General features: G+C 72.1%; 13 protein-coding genes. 9 read left to right on the plus strand and 4 right to left on the minus strand.

The features are described from left to right. Nucleotides 1-74 precede the first annotated feature (74 nt). Complete coding sequence (locus CG719_RS06675; protein WP_100567540.1) at nt 75-2,015, plus strand: helix-turn-helix domain-containing protein; 1,941 nt, start codon at nt 75-77, stop codon at nt 2,013-2,015. A 64-nt stretch (nt 2,016-2,079) separates the two neighbouring features. On the opposite strand, the gene CG719_RS06680 is transcribed toward CG719_RS06675, so the two are convergent. Continuing rightward, entirely contained in the window at nt 2,080-2,700 is a 621-nt protein-coding gene (locus tag CG719_RS06680) for a TetR/AcrR family transcriptional regulator (RefSeq protein WP_100567622.1), read from the minus strand. A gap of 279 nt (nt 2,701-2,979) precedes the next feature. On the opposite strand from CG719_RS06680, the gene CG719_RS06685 reads away from it, so the two are divergent. From CG719_RS06685 to CG719_RS06705, 5 genes are all read left to right on the plus strand, one after another. Beyond that, a complete protein-coding gene (locus tag CG719_RS06685) occupies nt 2,980-4,599 on the plus strand; it encodes an MDR family MFS transporter (protein WP_234375463.1) in 1,620 nt (539 codons plus the stop codon). Between the two features lie 209 nt (nt 4,600-4,808). Next, nucleotides 4,809-5,663: a class I SAM-dependent methyltransferase gene (locus CG719_RS06690; protein WP_100567541.1), complete on the plus strand. Its 855-nt coding sequence runs from the start codon at nt 4,809-4,811 to the stop codon at nt 5,661-5,663. Between the two features lie 437 nt (nt 5,664-6,100). Then, the gene (locus CG719_RS06695; protein WP_442802714.1) at nt 6,101-8,407 is read left to right on the plus strand and encodes an AbfB domain-containing protein; all 2,307 of its coding nucleotides are present in this window, start codon (nt 6,101-6,103) and stop codon (nt 8,405-8,407) included. Nucleotides 8,408-8,446: 39 nt separating this feature from the next. Further along, nucleotides 8,447-10,291 (plus strand): glycoside hydrolase family 76 protein, encoded by a 1,845-nt coding sequence (locus tag CG719_RS06700; protein ID WP_100567542.1) that lies wholly within the window; start codon nt 8,447-8,449, stop codon nt 10,289-10,291. Nucleotides 10,292-10,441: 150 nt separating this feature from the next. Then, nucleotides 10,442-10,813, plus strand: coding sequence for an FKBP-type peptidyl-prolyl cis-trans isomerase (locus CG719_RS06705; protein ID WP_100567543.1), 372 nt, complete (start codon nt 10,442-10,444; stop codon nt 10,811-10,813). A gap of 66 nt (nt 10,814-10,879) precedes the next feature. Here the strand turns inward: CG719_RS06705 and CG719_RS06710 are convergent, their stop codons facing one another. Continuing rightward, the gene (locus CG719_RS06710) at nt 10,880-11,956 is read right to left on the minus strand and encodes a fatty acid desaturase family protein (protein ID WP_100567544.1); all 1,077 of its coding nucleotides are present in this window, start codon (nt 11,954-11,956) and stop codon (nt 10,880-10,882) included. Between the two features lie 136 nt (nt 11,957-12,092). Continuing rightward, entirely contained in the window at nt 12,093-14,180 is a 2,088-nt protein-coding gene (locus CG719_RS06715; protein ID WP_100567545.1) for a SpoIIE family protein phosphatase, read from the minus strand. 493 nt (nt 14,181-14,673) lie between these two features. On the opposite strand from CG719_RS06715, the gene CG719_RS35765 reads away from it, so the two are divergent. Then, nucleotides 14,674-15,099: a cupin domain-containing protein gene (locus tag CG719_RS35765; protein WP_442802715.1), complete on the plus strand. Its 426-nt coding sequence runs from the start codon at nt 14,674-14,676 to the stop codon at nt 15,097-15,099. Next, nucleotides 15,096-15,284 carry a helix-turn-helix domain-containing protein gene (locus tag CG719_RS35770; protein WP_199836540.1) on the plus strand — a complete coding sequence of 63 codons (189 nt, stop codon included), beginning with the start codon at nt 15,096-15,098 and terminating at the stop codon, nt 15,282-15,284. The genes CG719_RS35765 and CG719_RS35770 overlap by 4 nt, the downstream gene beginning before the upstream one ends. 25 nt (nt 15,285-15,309) lie before the next feature. Here the strand turns inward: CG719_RS35770 and CG719_RS06725 are convergent, their stop codons facing one another. Further along, nucleotides 15,310-16,017, minus strand: coding sequence for a MerR family transcriptional regulator (locus CG719_RS06725; protein ID WP_100567546.1), 708 nt, complete (start codon nt 16,015-16,017; stop codon nt 15,310-15,312). A gap of 107 nt (nt 16,018-16,124) precedes the next feature. Between CG719_RS06725 and CG719_RS06730 the strand changes: the two genes are divergently transcribed. After that, complete coding sequence (locus CG719_RS06730; protein ID WP_199836541.1) at nt 16,125-17,279, plus strand: PP2C family protein-serine/threonine phosphatase; 1,155 nt, start codon at nt 16,125-16,127, stop codon at nt 17,277-17,279. The last annotated feature ends 121 nt before the right edge of the window (nt 17,280-17,400 follow it).

The following is a 17,400-nucleotide window of genomic DNA, read 5'->3' on the forward strand; positions in this document are numbered from 1 at the left end:
GCCCCGGTTCCACTTCGCGGCCGGGTTGTCCACAGGCTCCAGCGGAGAACCGGCCGATGGGTGATCCTGTGGGCATGTCCAGCGATCACGTGCAGTCCGCCCGGCGACCCGCCGCCAGGATTCCGGCCGGCAGCGCCGAGACCCCGTTTCTCGAGCTGCTGGCCCGGGGCGCGCCCACCGCCGCCTACGAACAGCCCGTGCTGCTCGCCCGCGCCGAGGGCCGGCCGGCCGAGTGGATCGACGCGCTCGAACGGGCCAGACAGCACGCCCTGCGCGTCCGTGCGGAACTGGAGGGCCGGCGGCGCCGCGAGGCGGAGCTGTCGGCGCTGTTCGAGACCGCCCACGATCTGGCCGGCCTGCGCGACCTGGACGCGGTGCTCCCGGCCATCGTGCAGCGCGCCCGCTCGCTGCTCGGCACGGACGTCGCCTACCTCACCCTCAACGACCCCGCACGCGGCGACACCTATATGCGCGTCACCGAGGGCTCGGTGGCCGCCGCCTTCCAGCAACTGCGCCTGGGCATGGGGGAGGGGCTGGGCGGCCTGGTCGCGCAGACGGCCCGCCCCTACGTCACCGACGACTACTTCAAGGACGCACGCTTCCAGCACACCGGAAGCATCGACGCGGGCGTGCGGGACGAGGGCCTGGTCGCGATCCTCGGCGTGCCGCTCATGCTCGGACCGCAGGTGATCGGCGTGCTGTTCGCGGCCGACCGGCGGGCCCGCGTCTTCGAACGGGAGCAGATCGCCCTGCTCGGCTCCTTCGCCGCCCTCGCCGCGGCGGCGATCGACAGCGCCAACCTGCTCACCGAGACCCGCTCGGCACTCGCCGGCCTGGAGCGCGCCAACGAGATCATCCGCGACCGCAGCGGCGTCATCGAGCGCGCCTCGGACGTCCACGACCGGCTCGCCGAACTGGTTCTGCGCGGCGGCGGAGTGCACGACGTGGCCGCCGCCGTCTCCCAGGTGCTCGACGGCGCCGTCGAGTTCACCGAGGCCGCCGCCGCACCCGCCGACGCCCTGGAGGCCTCCCGGGCCGAGGGACACGCGGTGCCGCACGGCCCGGACTGGATCGCCGCCGTCGCCGCGGGCGGCGAACTGCTCGGGGCGCTCGTGCTGCGCGGCCACCGCGGCCTCGACCCCGTCGACCAGCGCACGCTGGAGCGAGCCGCGATGGTCACCTCGCTGCTGCTGCTCGCCCGGCGGTCCGCCGCCGAGGCCGAACAGCGCGTCCGAGGCGAACTGCTCGACGACCTCCTGGACGCCCGCGACCGCGATCCCCGGCTGCTGCGCGAGCGCGCCGCCCGGCTGCACGCCGACCTCGACGCCACACACGTCGTGCTCGCCGCCTGCCTCGGCGCCCCGTCCGCCGACGCCGAGCAGGAGGCCGCCGCCCGCCACCGTCTGTGGTCGGCGGCCTTCCACCTGGCCGCGACCCGGCACGGACTGGCCGCCGCCCGCGACGGCGGCACGGTCCTGCTGCTGCCGCTTCGCCGCGGGGACAGCGCGACCCAGCTGGCCCGACGCACCGCCCGTCACCTCGGCACCACGGTGCGCGAGGCGGTCACCGTGGGCGCCTCCGCCCCGGTCGAGAACCCCGCCGCCCACCCCGAGTCCGTCGCCGCCGCCTACGAGGAGGGGCGGCGCTGTCTCGACGCCCTGCGGCTGCTGGGCCGCACCGGCGACGGCGCCGCCGCCCAGGACTTCGGCTTCCTCGGCCTGCTGCTGGCCGGCGACCGGGACATCGCCGGCTTCGTGGACCGCACCGTCGGCCCGGTCGTCGCCTACGACGAGCGGCGCGGCACGGAGCTCATACGCACGCTGGAGGCGTACTTCGCCCGCGGCATGAGCCCGGCCCGCACCAAGGACGCGCTGCACGTCCATGTGAACACCGTGGCCCAGCGCCTGGAGCGCGTCGGCCGGCTGCTGGGCCAGGACTGGCAGACCCCGGCCCGTGCCCTGGAGATCCAGCTCGCCCTGCGCCTGCACCGCCTGTCGGCACCGGCGCGGAGCTGACCCCCGTACGCGAGCGGGCGTACGGCGCCGGCCGGCCCGGGGGAGCGGGCGGAATCGGACGGGATCAGACGGGATCCGCGTCCGCGACGCGGTCGGCCGATGGCGGGAAGGGAGCGGCGTCCGGCGGGTTCAGCAGATGGGCGACGTCGCGGGCGGCGGCGGTGACCTGCTCGTCGGTCGCGTCCAGTCCCTGGGCCGCGAAGAAGGCGAGGTTGACGCTGAACAGGGCCATGCGGATGCGCAGCGCCTCCTCCACGGAGGCGTCCGGGCCGGTGAGGGCTTCGAAGAGGGCGGTGAGCCGCTCGAAGACGTTCTCCCGGCCGGGATGCAGTTCCTTGACGACGTGCTGGTTGGCGAAGGCGAACCGGATGGCCTGCAGGCCCTGCTGGGAGATCAGGTCGATCATCCGGTCGATGACCTGCGCGCGCAGTCGTGGGCCGGGAGGCTGCGTGCGGGCCCATTCGACCAGGTCGTCGAGGGCCGCCAGATGTTCGGTGAACAGCGAGCGGACGATGTCTTCCTTGCCGTCGAAGTGGTAGTACAGCGCTGCCTTGGTGATGCCCAGGCGCTCGGCGATCTCCCTCAGGGAGGTGGCGTCGTAGCTCTGGGCGGCGAACAGTTCCAGGGCCACCTTGCGGATCTCGGCCTTGGTGTCGCTGCCTCGCCGGTGTCCCGCGCCCGCCATCTCCATCCGCCTTCTTCCTGCTGTGCCGCGCCCGACCGATCGCCGTCGCCCGGGATCTCGCTTGCCAGCTTACCGTCCGGCAAGTAATTTACTTAACGGCCGGTAGGTGACCCTTCGTCGGTCGACGCTGTCGCACACCTCCGCTCCTCGGCCCTCATCGGGCCACCACCCGGAGCGAGGTTCTCCCCGTTCACCGTCCGTCTTCGCGGGCGCTGGGGGCGGTGTGCCACGTGCGGCCCGCCACCTGCCAGAACTCCAGCTTTCAAGAAAGGCAGTCCCATGTCGTCGACCGCAGCCCATCCCGACCAGGAGTCACCGCCCCGCTTCACCCACCGCGAGATCATGGTGACGATGAGCGGTCTGGTCATCGCGCTGCTGCTGGCCATGCTCGACAACATGATCGTGGCTCCCGCCCTGCCGACGATCGTGGGCGACCTGGGCGGGCTCAATCACCTGGCATGGGTGACCACCGGCTACATCCTGGCCTCCACCGCCGCCACTCCCATATGGGGCAAGCTCGGCGACCTGCTCGGCCGCCGGATCACCTTCCTGTCCTCCATCGTGATCTTCCTCATCGGCTCGGCGCTGTGCGGCATGTCGCAGAACATGGGGGAGCTGGTCGGCTTCCGTGCGCTCCAGGGCCTGGGCGCGGGCGGCCTGATGGTGGGCGTCATGGCGGTGGTGGCCGAGATCGTGCCGCCGCGTGAGCGCGGGAAGTACCAGGGCGTGATGATGGCCGTGATGCCGGTCGCCATGATCGGCGGTCCGCTGGCCGGCGGTTACATCACCGACCACCTCAGCTGGCGCTGGGCCTTCTACGTCAACCTGCCGCTCGGCGTGGTCGCGCTGCTGGTGTGCTGGTTCACCCTGGCCAGGCTGCCGCGCGGCACCGGCCGGGTGCGCATCGACTGGACCGGGGCCGCCCTGCTCACCGTCTGGATCACCGCGCTGGTCCTGATCACCAGCTGGGGCGGCAACGAGTACGACTGGTCCTCGGCGATGATCATCGGCCTGGCGGTGCTCACCGTGGTGGCCTTCGCCGCCTTCGTGCTCGTCGAACGCCGTGCCGCTGAGCCGATCATGCCGCTGTCTGTCTTCGGCAACCGCAACTTCTCCCTGGCCGGGGCGCTCAGCTTCATCGTCGGCTTCGCCCTCTTCGGCGGAGTGACCTTCCTGCCGCAGTTCCAGCAGTTCGTGCAGGGCTCCTCCGCCACCAACAGCGGCCTGCTGCTGATGCCGATGATGCTCTCCTCGATGGTACTCTCGCTGGCCGGCGGTGCCGTGATCAGCCGCACCGGCCGCTACCGCAGCCTGCCGATCGCCGGCAGTGTCCTGATGGCCGTCGGTCTCGGCCTGTTCGCCACCATGGACACCGGCACCTCCCGCACCGTCACCTCGCTGTACATGGTCGTCCTCGGTGCCGGCATGGGCTGCCTGATGCAGACCACCATGCTGATCGCGCAGAACAACGCCCCGCTGAAGGACATGGGTGCCGCCACCGGCGCCGCCACCTTCCTGCGCAACATGGGCGGCTCCCTGGGTGTCTCGCTGCTGGGCTCGGTCTACGCCACCACCCTCACCGACTCCGTCGTCTCCCACGGCGGCATGGCGGCGGGCTCCGGTGGCTCGGCCTCGGTGTCGCAGATGACGCCGGAGGTGCTCAAGAGCCTGCCCGAGGCGGCCCGCCAGGTGTTCCAGCGGGCCGTCACCGACGGTGTCAGCTCCGTCTTCACCTGGGGCGCCGTGGTGGCCTGCGTGGGCCTGCTGATCGCCCTGTTCATCCGCCACGTACCGCTGCGGGGCTTCGACGCCCCGGCCGGTGGCGACACCGCCGCGAAGCCCGGAGCGACCCTGGACGACCAGGCGGCGACGGCCGGCGCGGCCCCGGCCGGCGGCTGAGGGCCCAGCACCGTCGCACGATGACGCACCAGCGCGAGAGCCCTGCGGTCCGACAGGAACCGGCAGGGCTCTCGCACTGCTGCTCGTGCTCGTGCTCGACGGAGGCGGTCGCGGGGGCACGCAAACTCGGAGGCGCCACCGCCCGGTGTCTCGTACGATCGGCGCGCACCGACCGTCGAGTACCACTGCCGAGTACCACCAAGGATCTTGTGAACCACTCCGATCTCCGCGCCAAAGTCCCTTCGCTCGCGGCCGGCATGGCCGCCGCCGAGCACAGCCCGGACGTCCAGTTGTCCCAGACCCGCCACCGTGCCGCGCTGGTGGCGGGCTGGCGCATCCCTCCCGGCTCGACCGTTCTCGAACTGGGCTGCGGGCAGGGAGACATGACCGCCGTGCTCGCCGAGGCGGTCGGACCTGCAGGGCGCGTGGTGGCCGTCGACGTGGCCGAGCCCTCCTACGGGGCGCCGGTCACGCTCGGGGAATCGGCGGCCCGGCTCACGGCGGGCCCCCTCGGGCCGCGCATCGACTTCCGCTTCGGCACGGACGTTCTCGACCCGTCGGTCGGCTTCCCCGAGGGCGCCTTCGACCACGTGGTGCTCGCACACTGCTCCTGGTACTTCGCCTCACTCGGGCAACTGCGGGACACCCTGGTCCGGGTGCGTCCGTGGGCGCGGCGGCTGTGGTTCACCGAGTGGGACATGACGCCGGCCTCCGACGGGCAGCTGGCCCACCTGCTCGCCGTGCTGATCCAGGGCCAGATCGAGGCCGCGGGCTCGCGCGGCCAGGGCAACGTCCGCACGCCCTTCTCCCGTGAGGCGTTGCTGCGGCTCCTGCCCGAGGCCGGCTGGACGGCCGACGGCAGCGGTCCTGTCGACACCGGAGAACTTCAGGACGGCGACTGGGAAGTCGCGGCATGCCTCGAACTGGCCGGATCGCAGGAGCGCCTTGCCGTGCTGCCCGAGCCGGTGCGACAGCTCGTCCTGAGTCAGGCCGACGTCCTCCGGGCCCTGGCGAAGCCGCGCGGCAACCGTGCGCTCGCCGCGTATTCGGTCACCGCGCGCTGACACACCGCCCCGGCGGCGAGCCGGTCGAACCGAAGCCGATGTCCGACAACGCGCGCGGCTGGGGCCGGTCCGTTCATGTTCGTCGCCTGTTCCTCAACTCCGTTGCCTGTCAGTCCCGTTGACGCCCCCTGTGCTCAGCACTACCGTTTGAGAGCGCTCTCACAGCGTGCCCGCCCACGTCCCCCTGCACCGCATCGCACCCCATCGCACCGCACCGGGCGGGATTCGGGCTCATGACCCGGACAGGGAAACCCCTCCGGCGAGTCCGGGCCTCCGCCGCCGCGCGGGAGTGGGGCGACCTGCCGTTTCTAGTGTCATGTACGGGACAGCGCTGGCGCATCAACCCCCCACAGCACACAACGGGAGTGACAACCGTGGCGAGACGCCTGACCCCCTCGAAATTCCCGTTCCCCCGCCCGCGGCAGGCCCTGCGGCGCCTGGCGGCCTGCGGCGCGGCTCTGGTGGTGGCCGCCGCCGTGCTCGTCGTGGACGGCGCGGCGCCGAGCCGTGCCGCCACCGCGGCCTGGGCCCCCAAACCCGCGCCGATGACGACGCCCTGGACCAACCAGGTCCCGGTCGACGCCCCGCTGCCGGAATACCCCCGGCCGCAGCTCACCCGCCCCGACTGGCTCAACCTCAACGGCATCTGGGACTTTGCGGTCACCTCCCGCGACGCCGGACAGCCCGCCGTCTTCGGTGAACAGATCCGCGTCCCCTTCGTCCCCGAGTCCGCGCTCTCCGGTATCCAGCGCAAGATCACCCAGAACGACCGGCTCTGGTACCGGCGCACCTTCACCGTGCCCACGGGCTGGAGCGGCCGCCGCGTCCAGCTCAACTTCGGCGCCTCCGACTGGGAGACCACCGTCCGGGTGAACGGACAGCAGGCCGGAGCCGTCCACCGCGGCGGCTACGACGCCTTCAGCTACGACATCACCCCCCTGCTCAACGGCGGCACCAACACGATCGTCGTCTCCGCGTACGACCCGACCGAGACCGGCGGCCAGGCCATCGGCAAGCAGCGAATCCAGGACGTCACCCCGCACTCCGGGCACAGCATCGTCTACACCGCCTCGTCGGGAATCTGGCAGACCGTCTGGCTGGAGCCCACCGCGGCGGCCCGTATCACGCGGCTCGACATGGTGCCGCGCCTGGAGGACAACACCCTGCGGGTGACCGTGCGCGCCGCCGGAGCCGACGGGGCGGGCGTCAAGGTCACCGTCTCCTCCGGCGGAACGCCCGTCGGCAGCGCCACCGGCACGGTCGGCACCGAGTTCGCGGTGCCCGTGTCCGGCGCCCACCTGTGGACGCCCGAGGACCCCTTCCTCTACGACGTCACCGCCGAGCTGACCGGCGGCGCCGGCGGCGACCGGGTCGGCAGTTACGCCGGTATGCGGTCCATCGCCGTCAAGGACGTCGACGGTGTGCGCCGGCCGGTCCTCAACGGCCGGTTCGTCTTCCAGACCGGCACCCTGGACCAGGGCTTCTGGCCGGACGGCATCCAGACCGCGCCAACGGACGACGCCCTCCGGTTCGACCTCCAGAAACACAAGGACCTCGGCTTCAACATGGTCCGCAAGCACATCAAGGTCGAACCGCAGCGCTGGTTCTACTGGGCGGACCGGCTCGGGCTGCTGGTGTGGCAGGACATGCCCTCCATGGACAGCTCCAAGAGCCCGGACAGCGCGGCCCGCACCCAGTGGGAGAACGAGTACCGCGCCATCATCGACCAGCACCGCAGCTCCCCCGCGCTCATCCAGTGGGTGGACCAGAACGAGGGATGGGGCCAGTACGACCAGGCCCGCGTCGCCGACATGGTCAAGGCCTACGACCCCTCCCGCCTGGTCGACAACATGAGCGGCGTCAACTGCTGCGCGGCCAAGGACGGCGGCAACGGCGACGTGATCGACAACCACAACTACGTCGGCCCCGGCAACACCCCCGCCGAAACGGTGCGCGCCTCGGTGCTCGGCGAGTACGGCGGCCTCGGCTACCGGGTCTCCGGCCATGAGTGGTACCCCGGCGGCGGCTGGGGCTACGAGGACCAGCCGAGCCAGGCCGCCCTCAACAACCGGCTGGTCGGGCTGCTGGACGGAATGCGGGAGAACTCCATGCCCGCGGCCGGGCTGTCGGCGGCCGTCTACACGCAGATCACCGACGTCGAGAACGAGACCAACGGCCTGATGACCTACGACCGGCAGGTCGTCAAGGTCGACCAGGCCCGCGTCCGTGCCGCCAACCAGGCACTCATCGCGGCCTCCCGCACGGCGGGCCCGCCGGTCGGGCTGCCGGTGGGGCAGTACGTGTCGATCCGCGTCACCACCAGCGGCTACACCAACCGCTACGTCCGGCACTACGACGGGCTCGGCTACACGGAGGCCGTGGACGCGGGCAGCGGGACGGTGCTCAAGCAGGACGCCACCTGGAAGGTGACGCCGGGGCTGGCGAACAGGCTCTGCTACTCCTTCGAGTCCCGCAACTACCCGGGCGAGTACCTGCGCCACCGCGACTTCCGCGTCCGGCGCGAGGGCGGCGGCGACACCGTCTACCGGGAGGACGCGACCTGGTGCCCGGTCCGCAGCGGCAGCGGCGTCCGGCTGGCGGCGTCCAACTTCCCCGGGCAGTACCTGCGGCACATCAGCGCCGAACTGTGGCTGGCCCAGGCCGGCGGTTCGCACGCCTGGGACAACCCGGCCACCTTCACCGAGGACACCACCTGGGCGATCGAGGCGCCCTGGGCCCCCTGAGTCCGGCCACCGCCCCGACGTGAAGAGGACGGAACCGACATGTCAGTAAGTCAACACCGCGTACTCTGCGGACTGGTGGCCCTGGTGCTGGCCCTGTCCGGGCTGCTCGCCCTGCCCTGTGAAGCGCGGGCCGCGACGCCGGTGTGCGCGCTGGCCTGCGACACCCTCGACCCCGCCAAGGCGGCCCAGGAGACCTTCCCGGTCCCCGACCGGAACATCAGCGGCCGGATCCTTCGACTGCATGTCTCCGAGGCCGACGACATGGCCTGGGCCAGTGTCGACAACGGCGTCACCGGTGACGCGGTCTGGCTGGACCGCTCCTGGGACCGGGGCGCCACCTGGGACGGACTGCTGGGCAAGGCCGCCATCCCCGGCACCTGGACCGGGACGCGCACCCTCATGTACAACGTCACCGATCCGGTGGGACACAGGCGCGGCTGGGTCCGGGCCTGCGGCGACGCGAACGCGGTCACCTGCACCGACTGGTTCCGCCCGCAGGTCTGCGACGGCACCTCCTGCGACGGTGCCGACCCGGCCACCGCGGCCGGCGACGAGCAGCCGGTGCCGGCGACGACCCTGTTCGGGCGCGCCATAAGCCTGCACATGGACCAGCGAGGCGGCATGGCCTGGGGCGTCATCGGCAACGGCGGCGCGGGCGACGAGATCTGGCTGGACCGCTCCTGGGACGAGGGCGCGACCTGGCCCGAGGGCTCCTCCCTGGGCCGCACCTCGGTGCCGTCCGGGCGGACGGGCACCCGGACGGCCATGTTCGCCACCCGCGACCCGCGCGGCCTGCTCTACGGCGGAGCGGTCCGCGCCTGCGGCCGTGAGGCGGCCCACCAGGAGGGCAGCTGCACGGCGTGGGCCAGGCCGGTGCCCACCCGGGCCGCCGCGGCGGCCGATGCGCTCATGGCCTCGTACCAGACCAACGAGGGCTGGTGGCGGAGCAGTTGGTGGAACTCGGCGGTGGCGATCACCGCGCTGGTCGACTTCGCCCAGCACACCGGGCGGCACGACTACGACTGGGCCGTCGCGCGCACCTTCGAACAGAACAACGGCGTCTTCCCCGCGGGCGGGCGCAGTTCGGATCCGGTCGAGGGGCACTTCGTCAGCCGGGCGATCGACGACGCGGCGTGGTGGGCGGTGGCCTGGGTGGCGGCCTACGACCACACCCATCAGCGGCGCTATCTGGACGAGGCGGTCACCATCACGTCCTACGTCCAGCAGTACTGGGACCCGGGCACCTGCGGCGGCGGTGTCTGGTGGGACCGGGAGCGCACCTACAAGAACGCGGTGACCAACGGGCTGTACCTGTGGCTGACGACGGCACTGCACCAACGGCTCGCCGGTGACACGCTGTGGGGCGGCCGGGCGCGTACGGCGGCCGACTGGTACCTGAACAGCGGGCTGATCGACGCCGCCGGCCTGGTCAACGACGGACTGACCTCGGGCTGCGCCAACAACGGCCAGACCGTATGGAGTTACAACCAGGGACTGGCCATCGGCGCCTTCACCCAGCTCTGGCGCGACACCGGTGAGAGCCGGTACCTGACCACCGCCCGGCGCCTCGCCGACGCCGCGCTGTCGGCGCCGGAACTGACCCGCGACGGGGTGCTGACCGAGTCCTGCGACACCGGCACCCGCGCGTGCGACGACAACCAGAAGCAGTTCAAGGGCATCTTCGTCCGGCACCTGGCCGACCTCGCGGACGCCACCGGCTCGGCGGCCTACCGGGCGTACATCGCCAAGCAGGCCGACTCCCTGTGGCGCACCGACCGGGACCCGCTGAACCGGCTCGGCCAGCGCTGGGCGGGCACCGGCCCGAACCAGTCGGACTGGCGCACCCAGGCCAGTGCCCTGGAGGCGCTCACGGCGGCGCAGTAGGACCGGCCCGGCGCGGTCCGTCCACCCCTGACGGGCCGCGCCGACCGCCGCGTCGCACCGCGGCCTTGTAGCGTATGCGGGTAACTGCACGGAGTGATCATGGCCGGTGCGTCCGCACGGAGATCTCCGGCCGAAAGAAACGAGGTTGCGATGAGCCTGACGAAGCCCGAGGTCGACTTCCCCGGAGGCGACGCTCCCGACGACTTGCAGATCAGGGACATCGTCGTCGGGGACGGAGCCGAGGCGAAGGCCGGCGGCATGGTCGAGGTCCACTACGTCGGCGTCACCTTCGCGTCCGGAGAAGAGTTCGACGCCTCCTGGAACCGGGGTCAGCCCTTCCGGTTCCCGCTGGGGGGCGGCAGGGTCATCAAGGGCTGGGACCAGGGTGTCGAGGGGATGCGGGTCGGCGGCCGACGCGAGCTCATCATTCCCCCGCACCTCGCCTACGGCGACCAGTCGCCCAGCCCGCTGATCCCGCCGGGTTCGACGCTCATCTTCGTCGTGGACCTGCTCGGCGTCTGACGGGACGTCACCGCTGCCCGGCCCCGCGCGTCGAGCGGGGGGCCGGGCAGCGCCGTTCGCCTGCCGTCAGGACGCCTCGCGCCGACGCCTGATGGGCTCGCCCACCCGGTGCAGGTGGGTGAGTGCCTCGCGGTAGGACTGGAACAGGCCCGTCTCGTGGTACGGCACGTCGATCTCCGCGCAGTACGCGCGTACGACGACCTGGGCCCGTCGCAGATGAGGGGTGGGCATGCTCGGGAACAGGTGGTGCTCTATCTGGTAGTTGAGCCCGCCGAGCATCACGTCGGTGAGCCGGCCGCCCCGCACGTTGCGGGAGGTGAGCACCTGGCGGCGCAGGAAGTCGGGGCGGTCGTCGCCGGTGAAGGTGGGCATGCCCTTGTGGTTCGGGGCGAACGTGCAGCCGAGATACACACCGAACAGGCACTGGTGCAGGACGAGGAACGCCACGGCCCTGCCGGGGGAGAGCACCAGGAACAGCGCGGACAGGTAGGCCGCCATGTGCAGGAAGAGCAGAGTGCCCTCCAGCAGGCGGCTCTTCATCGACGGGGAGCGCAGCGCCCGCACGCTCGCCACATGCAGGTTGAAGCCCTCCAGCGTCAGCAGCGGGAAGAACAGGAACGCCTGATGGCCGCCGATGAAGCGGGCCGGGCCGTTGCTGTTGCGGGCCTGCTCGGTGGACCACACCAGGATGTCCGGGGCGACATCGGGGTCGAGTTCCTCATGGTTGGGGTTGGCATGGTGGCGGGTGTGCTTGTTCATCCACCAGCCGTAGCTCATGCCGATGCCGAGGTTGCCGAAGAGCCGGCCCCAGATCGCGCTCGCGTGACGCTTCGGGAACACTTGCCGGTGCGCCAAGTCGTGGGCCACCAGGGCGACCTGGCCGAACATCAGGGCCATGAAGGCGGCGACCGCCAGTTGCCACCAGGTGTCGCCCAGCGCGACGAAGGCCGCCCAGCCCGCCGCCAGCAGCCCGATCACCAGACCGAGCCGCACCGTGTAGTAGCCGGGCCGCCGCCGCAGCAGACCCGCCTCGGTGATGCGCTGCGACAGCCGGGCGAAGTCGCTGCCGGCGTCGGGGCGGGATCTGCGGTCACGCACGGCGGCCGGTGCGGTCGTGACCGGGGCGTCGGAGGAAATCGTCATGCGGGCGAGTCTGGCTGCGGCCGTTCCCTCGCCACCAGCCTGTCAGCCGGAGGCCTCGTGGGGGGCCGGGCCCCCGCCCACCGGGGGGGTTGTCCCCACCCCTGTACCGCCTGAGCTGGGCATTCGCCGGTCCGTGTCACTGGGGGCAGGCCTGGCGGACGCGGGCGATCAGCAGCGCGACGTCGTCGTGGGAGTCGGGGTGGTGCAAGGCGTCCAGCAGCAGATCGCAGGTGTCCTCCAACGGGGGCTGGGGACCGGCAAGCCGGTCGAGCAGCGCCTCGAGCCGGGTGTCGAGGGCCTGGTCACGGACCTCGACCAGGCCGTCGGTGTAGAGCGCCAGCCGGTCCCCGGGGGACAGCGCGATGCAGGTGGACCTGAAGGGGACGCCCCCCACGCCGAGGGGCGCGCCGGTGGGCAGGTCCAGCAGTGCGGGGGCGCGGTCCCGGCGGATCAGGACCGGCGGCAGATGGCCGGCGGAGGAGAGGTGGCAGCGGGATTGGTGCGGGTCGTGCACGGCGTAGACGCAGGTGGCGAAGCGGTGATCGAGGTCCGAGGTGGTGCGGTCCAGGTGCTGGAGGAGGGCGGCGGGGTCGAGGTCGAGCGTGGCCAGGGTGCGCGTGGCGGTGCGCAGTTGGCCCATGGTGGCGGCGGCGTCGATGCCGCTGCCCATGACGTCGCCGATCACCAGGGCGGTCTTTCCGCCGGGCAGCGGGACGACGTCGTACCAGTCGCCGCCGACCTCGTAGGCGGCTCCGGCGGCCCGGTAACGGCAGGCGATCTCCAGGCCGGGCCGGTGGGGCGGTCGCAGCGGCAGCAGGCTGCGCTGGAGGGTCTCGGCGGTCTGCCGCTGCTGCTGATACCACAGCGCGTGGTCGATGCACACCGCGGCGCGGGCGGCCAGTTCGACGGCCAGGAGTACGTCGTCGCCGTTGAACGGGACCGGGTTGCGGGCGCGCGCCAGGTCCAGGACGCCGAGCACCCGGCCGCGCACGATCATGGGCACCGCCAGATAGGAGTGCACGCCGGCGCGGGCGAGAACCGTGGCCGCGTTCTGGTCGGCGGCGATGCGCCCCAGGTCCGCGCTGTCCACGTGGGGGACGAGGAGGGGGCGCCCGGAGGCCGCGCACTGCGTGACCAGGCGGTCGGGGCCGTAGCGGGCGATCTGGCCGGCGCGGTCGGCGGCGCCGGTGGCGGGTGTGGGATAGGCCGCTGCCACCGCGAGGGCGCGGAAGAGCAGGTCGCCGCCGCCGGAAAGCACCTTGGAGGGGCCCTTGCCCTCCAGAACGGCGTCGAGCACGTCGACCGCGGCCAGGTCCGCCAGGGCCGGCGCGCACATCTCGGCCAGTTCTCCGGCGGTGGTGTCCAGATCGAGGGTGGTGCCGATGCGCGCGGAGGCGTCGGCGATGCGGGCCAGGCGCTGCCGCGCCGCGATGGCCTCGGTGGCCGCGAGATGCTGCTCGGTGATGTCCACCAGCGACACGGCCAGGCCCAGCACCCGCCCGGCGGCGTCCTCCATCCGGTAGTACGAGGCCGACCACGAGTGGTCCCGGCCGGGGTCGGAAGGGGTGGGGGTGACGACGACCTGGGCCAGTACCGGTGTGCCCGTGGTCAGCACCTGCCGCATCGCGGACTCGATGGGGTCCGCGTCCAGGAAGGTGAGGACCTGGCGGACGGTGCGGCCGACATGGTCCCGGGCAGGAACTCCGTTGATGCGCTCCAGGGCCGGGTTGACCACGATGTACCGCAGGTCGGTGTCCAGGACCGCCAGCCCGATCGGGGACTGGGCGATCAGCTGCGCGGACAGGGCGAGGTCCCGTTGCACGCGTTGCAGGATCTCGTGCTCCGTGATCACGCCGAGCCTGCAGTGCTCACCGCGCTCTCCCTGGAGCTGCACGCTGTGGCACTCCATCAGCCGCGTGCTGCCGTCCTTGTGCCGGGCGGGGAAGACCCCCGCCGCCCCCTCCTGCGCCCTCACTCTGGCGAACAGGCCCGTCACCTGCTCCAGGTGCTTGCCGTCGACCAGCAGCCGGCGCGCGGCCCGGCCCAGGGCCTCCTCCGCGGTGTAGCCGAACAGCTGCTCCGCCTGCGGGCTCCACCAGATGATCTTCCCGTCCGTGTCCAGGACCACCGCGGCGAGATTCAGGACGTCCAGGAGCGCGCCCGGCAGCGAGGGGAAGCCCCCGACCGGTCCGAGGTCGGTCCGGACGGATTCGGCGACACTCATGTCACCCCTCCTTCCGCCCACCGCGGCGGGGCTCTCGTGCTGGTCCGGCCCGTTCCGGCCGACACGTCCATCGTCCCTCCGGACCGGCCGCCCCGCAGCTTCCCCCGGAGCCGTCCGACGACCGCCGGCCGCCGGGGAACGGACGGTGAGGGAGGCCGCGGGTGCCGGCGGACGCCGGCACACGGGAGGAACACACAGGTCAGCCTCATATGCGGGGGATCGGCGCAGTTTGGGCGTATGCGCGGCGACTCCATGAGGCCGTGAACGTCACGACGCCGGGCCCCCGGCCTCTGCGCGCTGAACTCACCTTTCCCCGGAGCGACATGGTGACGACGCCCCTCCGACTCCGGCGGCTCCTGGCCGCCGTCGGCCTTTCCCGTCCCGACGGCCCCCGGGAGGCACTCCGGCTCGTGGAGGACCTCTACCACAGCGGGGACTTGGGAGACCTCGGAGGCAGCGAACTCGTCGACTTGGCACGGGAGATGGACGACTCCTGGACACCGGCGCCCGACCCCGTCACCGCCGGCGAAGAGCTCACCGTCCTGATGTGCGGCTCGTACCAGCTCGACCGGGCCGGCACGCCGCGCTCAACGCCGTCGTCGACCTGCTCGGGGACGAACTCGACCAGCGCAGGCCCGGCACCGACGCGGCGATTCCGGCGCTGCTCGACGCCATGCTGCTGTACATCCTGCGGACCTGGTACCAGGACCACGCGCCGTGCGGCTCGGGCGGCTGGGCCGCGGCGCTCGCCGACCCGGCCGTCGGTTCCGCGCTCCAGCACATGCACGCCGAGCCCGCGACGGCCTGGACCGTCGAGCGGCTGAGCCGGCGGGCCGGCCTGTCCCGGGCCGCGTTCTCCCGGCGCTTCACCGAACTCGTCGGGCGCCCGCCGATGACGTACCGAGCTGGTGGCGGATGACCACGGCCGGACGGATCCTCCGCAACGACGACGCACCGCTCCAGAGCGTCGCCGAGTGCGTGGGCTACCGCTCCGAGTTCGCCTTCAACCGCGCCTTCAAGCGCGAGTTCGGCGTCAGCCCGGGCGCCTACCGGCGGCGGGGCGCCGCCTCGCGGGACCGCCGCTCCCAAGACCGCTCGGCGTGAGCACAGCCGCCTGACGGGCCCCCGGTCAGTCGCTCGACCGGCCGGGGCCGTGGTGGCCCGGCTCGCCCTCCTCCGGCCGCGCTAGTTCCTGACCGCACGCGGTGGTTCCGAACAGGCGCCCGGACTTGTCCTCCTGGGCGAGGCGGCGCAGGGCGAGCAGGGCGGGCTCCAGGAGGACGGTCACCACCACGGCGCGTTCGGCCTGCTCCAGCGGGCCGGACAAGCCGTTGAGCTGCTCCAGGTCGAGCTTCGACATCTTGTCGACCAGCTCGGCGTACGGCAGCAGCGTCCGCCAGTCGATGCCCGCCCCCAGGTCGGCGAGGGCGGCCAGCACGCCGCCCAGCTCCCCGATCGCGGACGTCTTCTCCTCCACGTCCCACCCCATCTCGGCCACCAGCCGGAGCGCGTCGGCGGCGCCGGGCGGCGCGGGCTGCTGCGACTGCTCCTCCTCGGCCGTGAGCGCGGCGGGACGGGCGTTGATCACGATCCCGAGGATCTGATGCAGGTCGCCCTCGTGCGTGATCGCCGACAGGATCTCCTTCGTCGCGCTGACCGACAGGTGCCGCACGCTGATCAGGGTGCGGATCAGCCGGAGCCGACGCAGGTGGTCCTCGTCGTAGACGGCCTGGTTGGCGGCCGTCGCGTGGCCCGGGGGCAGCAGCCCGTCCCGCAGGTAGTACTTGATCGTGGGGATGGTCACCCCACTGCGTCGGCTGAGTTCCGAGATCTTCATCGATTCACTCACTCACGGGATGAACGGGACAACGGATCGCGCGACTATCCAGTATGGCGGTGATCTCCGGGGGGAACTGTTCGACGCGGATGGGGCACATTGGAACCATGCACATCCGGCAGCGCCTCGCCCGGCCGCTGCAGCCTTGGCGGTCGCGGCACGCCTTGGTGGCGATTCCGCTGGTGCTGATCGTCGCGATCACCCTGGCGGACATCCACTCGCCGGAATCCGTCCACCTCGGCCCGCTGCTCGTCGTGGCCCCCGCCCTCACCACCTCGTTCGGCGGCTACCTGCTGACCGGGCTGATCGGGGCCCTTGCGGTGGGGGCGCAGGTGCTGCTTGCCATGCTCCACGGGGGAATGACCGCCCCCAACCACATCTCGCAGCTCATCGCGCTCACGATCCTCACCGCCTTCTGCATGGTCGTGTGCTTCTTCCGGGACCGGCGTAAGGCGGAACTGGCCCAGGTGCGGTCCGTCTCCGAGGCCGCCCAGAGAGCCCTGCTCCGCCCGCTGCCCGACCATCTCGGCGGCCTGCACATCGCCTGCTCGTATCTGGCGGCCGAGAAGGAGGCGTGCATCGGCGGTGACCTGTACGCGGTGGCCCGCACCGGTGACCGTACACGGGTGATCGTCGGTGACGTACGGGGGAAAGGGCTGGCCGCGATCGGAGAGGCGGCCACGCTGCTCGGCGCGTTCCAGGAGGCCGCCCACCACCACCCCACGCTGCCCGCCCTCGCGGAGGCCCTGGACCGCAGTGTCTGCCGGTACCTCACCGAATTCCCGGAAGCCGACGGGGAAGTCCAGGAGCACTTCATCACCGCGCTGCTGCTGGAGATCCCCGAGCACGGCCCCGTGGCCCGGGTCGTCCACTGCGGGCACCCGCCGCCCTTCCTGATCAGGCAGGGGCACGTAGTCTCGCTGACGAGTCCCCGCCCGGCGCCTCCGCTGGGCATGTCGGGGCTGCGGCCGGGCGCCTACGACACGCACGCCTTCTCGTTCCGGCCCGGTGACACGCTGCTCCTCTACACCGACGGTGTGGTGGAGGCCCGCGACAGCAGTCGGGCCTTCTACCCGCTGGAGGAACGGATCGCCCAGTGGGCCAGGTGCGGCCCCAGGACCCTGGTGCAGCACGTGGAACAGGATCTTCTCGCCCACGCCGACGGCGCTCTCGGCGACGACGCCGCCCTCCTCGCCATCCGGCGCACCGCCGCGCCGCACAGCGGTCTGCACCTCAGCCATCGGGTGCACGGCGCTGCCTGACGACGTGGCCCGCCAAGGATTCCTGGACGGACAGTCATCTTCTTGGAAACTCTTCGCGCAATCCCCGCGCAGGGGAAAAAACGTCTCCGCTCGCCTGTTGGCACAAGCAGGCGGTGAACGA

The sequence above is a fragment of the Streptomyces sp. CB01373 genome, assembly GCF_002803075.1.
Taxonomy (GTDB): Bacteria; Actinomycetota; Actinomycetes; order Streptomycetales; family Streptomycetaceae; genus Streptomyces.